Here is an 11,499-nt window from a genome sequence, read left to right on the forward strand (position 1 = left end):
ACGGTCAGGACCGGGTCGCCGGGTCCGCCCCGGCGCGGTTGCGGCCCCGGCGCAGCGACCGGAGCGCGTCGAGGTGCAGCGTGCGCTGCCAGCGCCACGCCCCCGCCAGGTACGCCGCCACCCCGGCGACCGCCACCAGCGCGAGCACCGGCGGCGTCGCGCCGAGCAGGGTGGCCACGCCGAGCGGCAGGCCCAGCGCGGCGACGGCCAACGCCATCGCGGCCCGGGTGCCGGCACCGAACGGGTGCAGCCGCATCGACCACCAGAGCTGGGTCAGCGGCACCAGGTTGGTGACCAGGATGGAGAGGGTCCAGGCCAGGGCCGCGCCGAGGATGCCGTAGCGCGGGATGAGCAGCAGGTTGGCGACCACGTTGAGCACCGTGCCGCCCATCGCGTTGTAGAACGTCCACGCGGTCCGGCCGGCCATGTTGAGCACCATGTCGACCATGCCGCACCCGGTCGCCACCAGCATGGTCAGCGCGAGCAGCACGACCACCCGGCGGCCGTCGTCGTAGCCGGCGCCGAACAGCGACAGCATGGGCGCGGCGAACGCCGCGAAGATGAGGTACGCCGGCCAGGAGAGCAGCACCAGCCAGCCGGTGGCGGCCTGGTAGAGCTGCCGGGCGTCGGCCCGGTCGTTCCGGGCGAACGCGGCGGCCAGCCGGTGCTGCACCGAGCTGGAGAGCGCGACGCTGGAGAGCTGACCCAACGCCAGGAACCGGGTCGCCGCCGTGTAGATCGCCGCGTCCGCCGGCCCGCGCAGCGCGCTGAGCAGCACGATGTCCAGCCGCTGCACCACGATCGCGGCCACGCTGCTGACCGCGCGAGGGCCGGTGAACCGCCAGAACGGCCCGACCATCTCGCCGACCGGGACCGGCCGGGTCACCTGCCGGTTGGCCCGGCCGACCAGCCGGCCCAGCCAGACCAGCGCGACCACGGCGGCGAGCAGATAGGGCACCACCCAGGCCAGCGGCAACGCGACGGTGGCGGAGAGCCCGAGCCAGGCGGCCACCGCCACGGCCAGGAACTGCACAAGCGTGCGGCCGAGCCGCTCCACGGTCAGCAGCGGGCGCATCTGACCGAAGCCACGGCAGGCGGCCAGCGCGTAGTCGTTGAGCGCGGCCAGCGGCACGAACGCCAGCAGGATGCGCAGCGCGGTCACCGCCCCCGGACTGGCCTCCGGCATGGTCGCCCGGGCCAGCGCCGGGGCGGCCAGCCAGCCGGCCACGCCCAGCAGCGCGCCGACCACCAGCACCGGCAGCAGACCGGCCAGGATCGTGCCGCGGATCTGGTCCCGCCGGTCCAGCGTGCGCTGCCGGCTGACGAAGTAGACGGTGCCCACGTCGGTGCCGAGCCGGGCCGTCGACGCGGCGATCATGAAGGCGCTGGTGGCGGCGAAGAACATGCCGGCCTCGCGGACCGACCAGCCCCGGGCGATGACGATGTTGAGACCGAAGCCGGCCACCGCGGCCAGCCCCACCCCGAGCAGGTTGGCGAAGCCCTGCCGGGCCGCCCCGCCCAGGCCCGCGCCCGGACCCGGACCGACCGCCGGCAGGACGACCGTGGCGTCGGCGTCCTGCCGGGTCACCGCCGCCACGACGGCACGCGTCCCCACCACGTGGCCAGCCGCTCGTCGTACGGGGCGAAGTGGTCCTCCAGCCGGGCCCGCAGCTCGGCCGACATCGGTGAGCGGGACCGCGAGTTGTGCTTGCCGAACGCGATGTCCGCCCAGCGGGGCAGCTCCAGGAAGTCGCAGACCGCGTCGAAGGACGGCCGCGGGTCGGCGAAGAAGTCGTCGCTGTCGATCACGTGCAGCCGGTCCCGGCCGACCAGCGCCTCCAGCCGCTCCACCTGCTCGATGTAGCGGCCCCGGGCCAGGTAGGAGTTGTGCTGGAAGTGCTCGCTGGCGTACGTCGGGTCGGCGGTCATCCGCTCCCGCTCGCCCGCGGTCCGCTGCTCCTCCAGCGCCAGCGCGCGTTCGAAGTCCGCCTCGGTCTCGTAGCCGCGGGCCAGCTCGTGGGAGTGCGCCGAATAGGCCCGCTCCACCGGGTCACGCAGCAGCACCAGCAGCTTGACCGACGGCAGGTCCTTGGCGATCCGCTGACCGGCCAGCGGGTGGAACATGTAGTACGGGCTCGACTCGCCGGTGATCCCGCGCACGCCGAGCTGCGCCTTCACCGCGTCCGCCTTGCCGTTGGTGGGGAAGTGGCCGAGATACCAGCTCATCCCCCGGTGGTAGTCGACGTCGAAGTAGTGCACGCCCTTGTGGTACGCGGGCGGCAGCACGCCGGGATGCTGCGACAGCGTCTTGAACAGCGAGGTGGTGCCGCAACGCTGCGCCCCCACGATCAGGAATCCCGGCACCATCCGGGAGCCCGCGGTCAACCGACCGACCGTCCGACTCACCGACTTCACCGCGCGAAGCGCCTGCTCCCTGGCCACCGTCACGTCCCCACTCCTCACTCTCACCGGGCCCGTCGGGCCAGGTGCTCCTCGACGGCGGGCAGCAGCCAGGTGTCGACGTGCCCCAACCGCGCACCCGCCTCGGCCTGCCGGTCCCGCAGATAACGTGCCGCCAGCTCCACCAGGTAGAGCACGGCGACGAGGTCGGCGCCCCCACCGACCTGCTCGAACGGCGCGAGCGTCCGGTCCGCGCCGGCGATCAACGCGCGGGCGGCCTCGATCGGCTCCACCCCGGCGTGGCTCATCGCGCCCTGCACCGCCAGGTGCAGCGCGTCGTAGCCGGCCGGCACGTCCGCCTCGAACCGCTCCCAGTCCCAGACCAGCACCCGGCCGTCGGCCAGCACCGCGCTGTTGCCGCCGTTCCAGTCCCCGTGCCAGGCGCCGAACGCCACCACCGGGTCGGCGTCCGCGACCGACCTCAGCGCCGCGCGCAGCCGACCGGCCTCCGGCCGGTCACCGAGCGCGTCCACCGCCGCACCGAGCCGCGCCGCGTGCCCGCTGCCCGCCCACGACTCCCGGCGTACGCCGAGACAGCCGGCCACCGCCACCATGGCGGCCCGCTCGGCCGCCGCCGCGTCGGCCGGGGCGGCCCGGGGCAGCCGCACCGGCAACGCCTCCTGGACCAGCAGCGCGTGCCCGTGCCAGTCGCCGTGGTGGCGGACCCCGGCCAGGACCACCGGGCCGAGCGGCAGGCCGGCGAGGCGGCGCAGCGCGTCGGCCTCCGCGTCGACCAGGGCCCGGGTCAGCGGGTCGACGCCGAGTTTGGCGTAGCCGAGGGCCCGGCCGTCCGGGGCGAGCAGTTGCAGCACCGGTTTGCGGTTGGCCCGCGCCGGACCGATGTGCAGGCTGACCAGCGCCGGCTCGCCCAGCACCTCGGTCAGGTAGGCGTCCAGCCCGCCACCGGCGACCACCAGCCGGTCGCGGAACACCACCGGCCCCAGCCCGAGCCGGAACGCGGTGGCCAACCCCTGCCGGACCAGCTTGGCCTTGCGGCCGACCGCCTCGGTGGAGTGCCGGACGGCGCCGGCGGCGGCCCGGCCCGAGCCGGTGGGCACCAGCAGCCGGGGGCGGGCGGCCGAGGGCACCACCACCCAGCCGGCGCCGCCCCGGCGCAGCGCGGGTTCGGCAGGTGCGGGCCAGATCAGGTCGGCCAGCTCACCGAGGTAGGCGGACCGGCCGTCGCCGTCCGGGGGTACGCGGAGCACCATCAACGTTCACCGGCTGCTTCCAGTCGGGCCCGTAGCCCGGCGATCGTGCCCTTGGGTGGTGCCGGCGCGAGTGCGCGGCGGAGCTGGTCGTTGCGGGCCAGCAGGGCGACCGAGATCAGGGCGTAGGCGAGGGTGGCTTCCAGTGCGCCGTAGGTGAACTGGAAGAAGAGCATCAGGATGATCACAAGCGTGCCGGCGATCCCGATCGGGCTGTGGTCGCGCCGGTACCGCCAGAGGCAGTAGAGGAAGAAGCCGTTGTAGGCCAGCGCGCCGACCCAGCCCTGGCCGACGAGCAGCGCCCAGAGCTGGCCGTTGCTGCCCAGCTCCCGGTTGCCGCACTGCTTGCAGTCGTCGGACTTGCCGATCGCGATGGACCGGTTGCTGCCGACCAGCGCGCGGTTGCCGCCGTAGCCGAGGATCGGCGAGTGGTTGGCGGCGGCGACCGCGCCCTCGGACAGCGTGGTGCGGATGTCGTCGCTGTGCCCGTTCTGCAACCGTTCGTCGAACGTGCGGCCGAGCGGGGTGGCGACGATCAGCACGCCGATCAGCCCGACCGCCAGGGCGAGGCCGCCGAGCACCACCATCCGGCCGCGCAGCGCCAGCCGGATCGCCACGTAGACCGCGGCGATGCCGAGGCCGATCCAGAGCCCACGGTTGAGCGAGTAGATGATCGGGAAGATCGCGGCGAGCGCGATCGCCACCCCGGCGGTACGGCGCAGCGGCCTGCCCAGCACCACCCAGCCGACGATCAGCCAGACCAGCAGGATCGCGGTGTTCTCACCCCACGAGTTCGTGTACGTGAACGGCGCGGACGGTCGCGGTGAGCTGGCCTCCCCCTCGATCACCTGCTGCACCTGGGCGAACTTCACGTCCATCAGCGAGGCGACGAAGGGGTGGGTGGCGATCGAGTGCGGCAGGACGAAGCGCAGCGGCGCGACGAACCCCGTGGTGGGGAAGAGCGAGCCGAGCCAGCCGCCGACGACCACCACCACGCCCATGAACCCGAAGAGCCGGATCATCCGGCGCCGGGACAGCTCCCGCTCGCTGAGGTTGTAGACGTAGAGCATGGCCACGGTCATCGCGACGAAGTTGGCCAGCCGGATGCCCCAGCCGAGGTAGCGGCCACCGCCACCGCCGGGCGGCAACGTGTCCGGGGCGGTCAGCCCGAGCGTCGACACGGACAGGAACAGCCAGAGCAGCAGCAGCAGCCAGATGCCGAAGCCGGGCGGCACCCGGACCGGACCGCGCCGGGCCATCTGCACCACCATCGGCACCGCGAAGATGATGAAGACGAAGCTGGACACCCCGAGCGCCCACCACACCGGCCAGAGCAGGAAGAGCGAGATTAGCGGCCACGCGGTCGGCAGCCGCCAGGACCAGCCCTTCGGCCGGGCCCGCACCGGTGCGAGGCGGTTGCCGCCGGGCGGCGGCACCACCGCGCCCACCGGGACCGACCCGCGCGCCGAGCGGGGTGGGGTGACGGTGCTCATTTCACGGTGACCTTGGCGGTGGTCGGCGCGTAGATCACCCAGGCGTTGCCGGGTTGCGGGTGCAGCAGGTCACCCCCGGCGTCGGCGAGCGTGCAGACCATCCCCAGGCCGGGCTTGCGCCAGCGGCCCTTCGCGCTGGTCGGACCGGACACCGCGAGCACCGCGCCCTCGCCGAAGACGTTCGCCGACGGCAGCGCGCGGAACGACGGCTTACGCACCTCCAACGTGCGGTATTCCATGGTCAGCACGATCACCGAGGTGGCGGTCACCGTCGCGGTGCCGACCTTGCCCACCCAGCGGGCCTTCGGCTGGTCGTACCGCCAGACCATCGGCGGGCCGCCGGAGACGGCGATCGACAGCTCGGTGGCGGGCACGAGGTCCCGGGCGGCCAGCGCGTCGCCGTCGGTGGCGTGGTCCAGCGCCGGCGTGGGCGGCTGACCCCCCTTCGCGGCGGCCTTGAGCAGCGCGGCCGTCGAGGTGTAGTCGCCGCTGAAGACCTTGCTGTCGTCGTCCGGGGTGACGCCGTCGAGGTCGGAGCTCTCGAACTGGCTGAGGAAACCGGTCGGACCGCCGTCATACCCCACGAACGGGCGCAGCACCGAGACCGAGCGGATGTCGACCGGCCGGATCTCGGTCACCGGCCCGATCTTGCTGGCGTCCCGGGAGTGGAACACGGCGGTCAGGTGCAGCGTGTCCGACTCGGCGAACTCGGCGTAGACCAGATCGGCGGCGTCCAGCCCGGCCGGGGTGGTGGCGGGGCTCACCCGCATCGGCACCGCGACCGCCTGGCGGGTGGCCGCCGCCGGGGTGCCGACCGGCGCCCCGGTCAGCGGGCCGGTGGGCAGGCTCGACGTCGGACTGGCCGACGGTGGCGTCGCGGCGACGCTGCCCGGGTCGGCCACGTCGACGCTGCCCGGCTTGGGCTGGGGCTCACTGCACCCCGTGCCGACGCCGAGAACGACGGCCGGAGCGAGGGCGGCGCGGAGCATCTGCCGGCGGTTCACCCCAGGTCCTCGCCGGAGTCGATGGCGTAGCTGCGGCCGTCACCGCCGTCGCCCCGGGAACGGTAGGTGCCACCGGTGCCGTTGACCGGCATCGGCTTGCCGGGGCCGGCCTGCGGCTTGCCCGGACCGACCGGCGGCTTCACCGGCGCGGCGCCCTTGCCCGGAGCGGCCGGCTTCGCCGGCCCGGCGGTCGGGCCGGAACGGGACGACTGCATGCGCGGCAGCACCATCGTCGACTCGGCGGACGGGCCGGGACTGGGTCGCGGCTTGGGCCGGTTGGCAGGCGTCGCCGAGGTGGTCGGGGTGGTCGAGCCGGCCGCCGCGACGGGGCGGGTCGCGCCGCCGGTCGGCGCGGGCAGGCGCGGTGCCAGCACCGCACCGATGACCGGCGCGTTGACCTGCTCGAACTGCTGGAGGGCGGCGGTGATCTCACCGCTGCGGGTCTTGCCGGACTCGGCCACCACGATCACCGCGTCGACGTAGCGGCCCAGCGCCTGGGCCTCCACGGCCTGGGTCGGCTGCCCGGTCTCGATCAGCACGTGGTCGAAGCGTGCGGTCAGCTCGTGCAGGATCTCCAGCAGACCGGCGACCGGCAGCTCCACCTCCGCGTCCAGCTCGCCGGGGACGAGCACCCGGAGCTGGCCGAGGCCCGGCACCGGCGCGAGCGCCTTGAGCACCGGCACGTCGCGGCGGAGCACCGAGGCGAGGCTGTGCCGCCCCTCGGCGACGCCGGTGATGCCGCTCAGCGCCGAGTCCGGCTTGGTGGTGACCAGCGCGACCTGCGCGCCGGTGCGGGCGTACGCGGCGGCCAGGTTGGCGGCGACGAACCCGGCGGCGGTGCCGGCCGAGCCGTCGCAGAGCAGGAGCTGACGACCGCGGCCGGCCTGGGCCGACTCGGGGACGGCGGAGAGCAGCACGTTGCGCAGCCGGCCCAGCTCGCGGGAGATCCGGTGGGTGGCGGGCAGGACGGAGAGCGACGGCGGGCGGGTGTTCAGCTCCAGCAGCAGCGGCAGGCCTACCCGGTCGGAGATGTCGCGCCCGCGCCGGATCCGGGTGTCGAGCCGGTCCAGCACCAGCGCCAGCACGATGCCGAGCAGCAGGCCCGCGCCCATGCCGCTGGCCAGGTTCAGCGTGCGGTTCGGCGAGCTGGGCCGCTCGGGCAGCCGGGCGTCGGAGATGATCTCACCGGGGTCGGAGTCGGCCGAGACCAGCGGGCTGAGCCGGTTGTTCAGGCCGCTGAGCTGGTTGGTGAGCACGCCGCGGTCGGCCTCGGCGCGCTCCCGCTCGGGGGAGTTGGCCGGGGCCGCCGCGATCCGCCCGGCAACGGCGCTGAGCTGCTTGTTCACCTCGGCGATCTGCTGCTTGAGCGCGTTGGTCTCGTTCTCCAGCGCCTTCTGCGCGGTGGCCTTGCGCAGGTCGAGGTAGGCCTGGGCGAACGCGTGCGAGCCCGCCTGCGCCTCGGCCGGGGTGCCCGCCTCGTAGGCCACCTGGAGGATCTGGCTGTTCGGCGGGACGCTGACGGTCACGGACTTGACCAGCTCGTCACCGCCGGTGGTGACCTTCATCAGGCCCTTGGCCCGCTCCGCCACCACGAGCGACCGGACCACCTGTGCCTCGGTGTCGAGGTTGACCTTGGCGTTCGGGTTGCTCTCCGCGCCGGAGCCGAGCGGGCGTACCAGCAGCGAGGTGGTCGAGGTGTAGCGCGCGTCCTGGAGTTGGTTGATCGCCAGGCCGCCGGCCAGGCCGAGGACCGCGGCGAGCAGCAGGATCCACCAGCGGCGGCGCAACCAGCCCAGGTACGCCATCAGGGCAAGACCGTCGGAGTCGTTCTCGGCCAAATGGGGTGAGGGCATCAGAGTCTGTCGCTCCCTTTCGACCGAGCCGGGCAGTCCACGGCACAGCTGGAACTGACCGTGACTTCGAGTGTCCCCGATCCGAACGTTGAGGGAAAGTCTGCTCACGTTCCGGTAAGCCTGCCCAGGTGTGGGCAGCCCGCGGAGAGATGGCCGATCCGTGCTGGCCATTCAGCGGGTTTCCCGGCGTCGGGCCCGACCTGCCCCCGGGAGTCGGCGTCGCCGCCGGCTCGCGTACGGAGCGGTGACGGAATCCTGACACATCCCCCCGGGTGCCCGTGGTCCCGGCCCACCGACCCGGGCTCGACGCGGCTGACCTGGCGGGTCGCACCGCCGGCCGGATCCTGGCGACGGGAATCCCGAGGTGACCCGACCGGCCGGCCGGGATCCGTCCAACGGCCCCTTCAGTTGCCCAGGCCGCGCCAGTAGGTTGTCAGGGCGCGTCCGAGGGTCATTCACGTAAATCCGGGCGCGGTCGCACGGTTACGGGAGGAAACGTTGTGGTGAGCGGGTCAACCGAGGGCTCGGGGCAGGTCCTGCTGGTCGGCTCCAGTGGCGGGCATCTGGCCCAGCTCCTGGCTCTCGAGCCGTGGTACCGGGAACGCGGCCGGGCATGGGTCACCTTCGACACACCGGACGCGCGCTCGCTGCTCCACGGCGAGGACGTGGTCTGGGCGCACCACCCCACCACCCGTAACGTCAAGAACCTGGTCCGCAACGCGTTCCTCGCGCTGAAGGTGATCCGCCGACGCCGGGTGGACGCGGTGGTCACCACCGGCGCCGGCGTCGCCCTGCCGTTCGTGGTGGCGGCCCGGCTGCGCCGGATCCCCACGGTCTACATCGAGGTCTACGACCGCATCGACAGCGCGACGCTGACCGCCCGACTCTGCCGGCCGTTCCTCTCCGCGATGCTCGTGCAGTGGGAGGAGCAGCGCCGGATGTACCCGGAGGCGACAGTCGTGGGGAACCTCCTCTGATGGGGCTCATTCCGCAGCAGCGGGACCGACGGTCCGGGCCCTACGTGCTGGTCGTGGTCGGCACCGACGTGCACCGCTTCGACCGCCTCGTCGGCTGGCTGGAGCGCTGGCACGCCGCCCGCCCCGGCGTCCGGCTGGTCCTCCAGTACGGCCACAGCCGACCGCCGGCCCTGCCCGAGGCCACCCCGTTCCTCGGCCACGAGGAGCTGCAACGCGCGATGGCCGAGGCCACGCTCGTGGTCAGCCACGGCGGGCCGGCCACCATCACCGAGGCCCGCCGCACCGGCCACCTGCCGATCGTGGTGCCCCGCGACCCGGCCCACGACGAGCACGTCGACAACCACCAGCAGCTGTTCTCCCGGCGGCTCGGCGCGGCCGGCATGGTCCGGCTCTGCGAGACCGAGGCCGAGCTGCTCGCCGCGCTGGACGAAGGGCTGGCCGACCCGGGCCGGTTCGTGCTGGCCGCCGACCCCGGCCGGCCGGACCCGCGCGCCGAGGCGGTCGCCCGGGTCGGCGCCGTGATCGACGACCTGGTGGCCCGGCGGGTCCGCCAGCGGGCCGGCGGGCGGCGCGGATGAGCGCCCCGGAGCCGGCGCAGCCGCGGGTGCTCTTCGTCGGCGGTCTCGGCCGCAGCGGCTCCACGCTGCTGGAGCTGCTGCTGGCGCAGAGTCCCGACGTGTGCGCGGTCGGCGAGGTGGTGCACCTCTGGGAGCGGGCGCTCGGCGCGGACGAGCGGTGCGGCTGCGGGGAGCGGTTCACCGCCTGCCCGTTCTGGCAGCAGGTCGGCGAGCAGGCGTTCGGCGGCTGGTCCGCGATCGACCGGGACGACGTGCTGGCGCTCAAGGACCGGGTCGACCGGACCCGGCACATCCCCCGGTTGGCGAAGACCTCGCTCCCGCCGGAGCAGCTCGCCGACGTCCGCCGCTACGCCGACCTCTACACCCGGATCTACCGCGCCGCGCTCGCGGTGACCGGGGCGCGGGTGGTGGTCGACTCCAGCAAGCACGCCTCGCTCGCCTTCGCGCTGAGCTGGGCGGACGGGCTCGACCTGCGGGTGCTGCACCTGGTCCGGGACAGCCGGGCGGTCGCGTACTCCTGGGGCAAGCAGGTGCGCCGGCCCGAGGTGGTGGACGGCGAGGACTTCATGCCGACCTTCTCGCCGTTCGAGGTGAGCAAGCTCTGGACCGCGCAGAACGCCGCGTTCCACCTGCTCGCGCAGCGGGCGAAGGTGCTCCGGCTGCGCTACGAGGACTTCACCGCCGACCCGGCCGGCACCGTCCGCCGGGTGCGCGACTTCAGCGGCCTGCCGGACGACCCGGCGGCGCTGCGCATCCTGGCCGGCGACGCGCCGGACCCGGCGGCCGAGCCGGCCGCGCCGTTCCGCGCGCACAGCGTCGCGGGCAACCCGCTGCGGTTCAGCGGCGGCCCGCTGACGGTACGCCGGGACGAGGCGTGGCGGGACCGCCTGCCGCGCCGCAGTCGGGCCGTGGTCAGCCTGGCCACGCTGCCGCTCCGAGTCCGCTACGGCTACCTGGGCCAGCGGGGATCCGACGAATCCGTGGAGAGAACATGAGTGGGCCGAGCATCTCGGTCGTCGTACCGACGCGGGACCGTCCGGAGCTGCTGCGCGCGGCGCTCGACGCCATCCTCAGCCAGGCGCACCCCGGCCTGATCGAGGCGATCGTGGTCTACGACCAGTCCGAGCCGGACCGGTCGCTGGAGTCCGACCGCGGTGACCGGCGGGTCCGGGTCATCACGAACACCCGCACCGCGGGGCTGGCCGGGGCGCGCAACACCGGCATCGAGGCGGCCACCGGTGACTGGGTGGCGTTCTGCGACGACGACGACGAGTGGCTGCCCGGCAAGCTGGCCGCCCAGTTCGGGGCGCTCGACGCGCACCCGGACGGCGCGCTGGTGAGCTGCGGCATCCGGGTCAGCTACGACGACCGGACGGTGGACCGCTCGCTGGACCGGGCGCGGATCTCGCTGGAGGCGTTGCTCCGGGACCGGCTCACCGAGCTGCACCCGTCCACGTTCCTGATCCGCCGGGCCGCGCTGCTCGACGCGATCGGGCTGGTCGACGAGCAGATCCCGGGCAGCTACGCGGAGGACTACGAGTTCCTGCTCCGGGCCGCCCGGTACGCGCCGCTGGTCAACGTGGAGAGCCCGTACGTGCTGGTGCGCTGGCACAAGCGGTCCTACTTCGCGCAGCGTTGGGAGACCATCTCGACCGCGTTGCAGTGGCTGCTGCGCCGCTATCCCGAGTTCGCCACCGTGCCGCACGGCGAGGCCCGGGTGGCCGGGCAGATCGCGTTCGCGCAGGCGGCGATGGGCAATCGGCGGGACGCGGTCCGGTGGGCCCGACGCACGCTGGCCCGTAACCCGAAGGAGCCGCGCGCCTACCTGGCGCTGGCGGTGGCGAGCCGGGCGGTGCAGGCCGACCGGGTGCTGCGCACGCTGCACAAGCGCGGCCGGGGCATCTGAGCCGTACGCGACGAAACGGG

General features: G+C 74.0%; 10 protein-coding genes. 4 read left to right on the top strand and 6 right to left on the bottom strand.

The window, feature by feature from the left end; genetic code table 11:
• Positions 1 to 4 precede the first annotated feature (4 nt).
• Genes ACZ6O5_RS27185 through ACZ6O5_RS27210 form a run of 6 tightly spaced genes read right to left on the bottom strand, consistent with a single transcriptional unit; the run spans position 5 to position 8,018 of the window.
• The gene (locus ACZ6O5_RS27185; RefSeq protein WP_465980558.1) at positions 5 to 1,618 is read right to left on the bottom strand and encodes a flippase; all 1,614 of its coding nucleotides are present in this window, start codon (positions 1,616 to 1,618) and stop codon (positions 5 to 7) included.
• The gene (locus tag ACZ6O5_RS27190; RefSeq protein WP_396759649.1) at positions 1,585 to 2,448 is read right to left on the bottom strand and encodes a sulfotransferase domain-containing protein; all 864 of its coding nucleotides are present in this window, start codon (positions 2,446 to 2,448) and stop codon (positions 1,585 to 1,587) included. The genes ACZ6O5_RS27185 and ACZ6O5_RS27190 overlap by 34 nt, the downstream gene beginning before the upstream one ends.
• A 17-nt stretch (positions 2,449 to 2,465) precedes the next feature.
• Positions 2,466 to 3,671, bottom strand: a complete 1,206-nt coding sequence (locus tag ACZ6O5_RS27195; RefSeq protein WP_465980561.1) for a hypothetical protein — start codon at positions 3,669 to 3,671, stop codon at positions 2,466 to 2,468.
• Positions 3,671 to 5,161 carry an O-antigen ligase family protein gene (locus ACZ6O5_RS27200; protein ID WP_465980563.1) on the bottom strand — a complete coding sequence of 497 codons (1,491 nt, stop codon included), beginning with the start codon at positions 5,159 to 5,161 and terminating at the stop codon, positions 3,671 to 3,673. The genes ACZ6O5_RS27195 and ACZ6O5_RS27200 overlap by 1 nt, the downstream gene beginning before the upstream one ends.
• Positions 5,158 to 6,165 carry a DUF3048 domain-containing protein gene (locus ACZ6O5_RS27205; protein ID WP_465980565.1) on the bottom strand — a complete coding sequence of 336 codons (1,008 nt, stop codon included), beginning with the start codon at positions 6,163 to 6,165 and terminating at the stop codon, positions 5,158 to 5,160. The genes ACZ6O5_RS27200 and ACZ6O5_RS27205 overlap by 4 nt, the downstream gene beginning before the upstream one ends.
• The gene (locus tag ACZ6O5_RS27210) at positions 6,162 to 8,018 is read right to left on the bottom strand and encodes a Wzz/FepE/Etk N-terminal domain-containing protein (RefSeq protein WP_405091696.1); all 1,857 of its coding nucleotides are present in this window, start codon (positions 8,016 to 8,018) and stop codon (positions 6,162 to 6,164) included. Before ACZ6O5_RS27210 ends, ACZ6O5_RS27205 begins: the two co-directional genes overlap by 4 nt.
• Before the next feature lie 500 nt (positions 8,019 to 8,518).
• Here ACZ6O5_RS27210 and ACZ6O5_RS27215 point away from each other — a divergent pair, with 500 nt between their 5' ends.
• Genes ACZ6O5_RS27215 through ACZ6O5_RS27230 form a run of 4 tightly spaced genes read left to right on the top strand, consistent with a single transcriptional unit; the run spans position 8,519 to position 11,479 of the window.
• Positions 8,519 to 8,995 carry a UDP-N-acetylglucosamine--LPS N-acetylglucosamine transferase gene (locus tag ACZ6O5_RS27215; RefSeq protein ID WP_465980567.1) on the top strand — a complete coding sequence of 159 codons (477 nt, stop codon included), beginning with the start codon at positions 8,519 to 8,521 and terminating at the stop codon, positions 8,993 to 8,995.
• The gene (locus ACZ6O5_RS27220) at positions 8,995 to 9,573 is read left to right on the top strand and encodes a glycosyltransferase (protein WP_405091695.1); all 579 of its coding nucleotides are present in this window, start codon (positions 8,995 to 8,997) and stop codon (positions 9,571 to 9,573) included. The genes ACZ6O5_RS27215 and ACZ6O5_RS27220 overlap by 1 nt, the downstream gene beginning before the upstream one ends.
• Entirely contained in the window at positions 9,570 to 10,568 is a 999-nt protein-coding gene (locus tag ACZ6O5_RS27225; protein ID WP_107156495.1) for a sulfotransferase family protein, read from the top strand. The genes ACZ6O5_RS27220 and ACZ6O5_RS27225 overlap by 4 nt, the downstream gene beginning before the upstream one ends.
• The gene (locus ACZ6O5_RS27230; protein WP_107156496.1) at positions 10,565 to 11,479 is read left to right on the top strand and encodes a glycosyltransferase family 2 protein; all 915 of its coding nucleotides are present in this window, start codon (positions 10,565 to 10,567) and stop codon (positions 11,477 to 11,479) included. The genes ACZ6O5_RS27225 and ACZ6O5_RS27230 overlap by 4 nt, the downstream gene beginning before the upstream one ends.
• Positions 11,480 to 11,499 lie beyond the last annotated feature (20 nt).

This window comes from Micromonospora sp. NPDC049201 (genome assembly GCF_055586805.1).

Coding starts and splice junctions, on each gene's coding strand:
- ACZ6O5_RS27230 (WP_107156496.1), top strand. CDS start 10,565: ATGAGTGGGCCGAGCATCTCGGTCGTCGTACCGACGCGGGACCGTCCG.
- ACZ6O5_RS27200 (WP_465980563.1), bottom strand. CDS start 5,161: ATGAGCACCGTCACCCCACCCCGCTCGGCGCGCGGGTCGGTCCCGGTG.
- ACZ6O5_RS27210 (WP_405091696.1), bottom strand. CDS start 8,018: ATGCCCTCACCCCATTTGGCCGAGAACGACTCCGACGGTCTTGCCCTG.
- ACZ6O5_RS27220 (WP_405091695.1), top strand. CDS start 8,995: ATGGGGCTCATTCCGCAGCAGCGGGACCGACGGTCCGGGCCCTACGTG.
- ACZ6O5_RS27195 (WP_465980561.1), bottom strand. CDS start 3,671: ATGGTGCTCCGCGTACCCCCGGACGGCGACGGCCGGTCCGCCTACCTC.
- ACZ6O5_RS27225 (WP_107156495.1), top strand. CDS start 9,570: ATGAGCGCCCCGGAGCCGGCGCAGCCGCGGGTGCTCTTCGTCGGCGGT.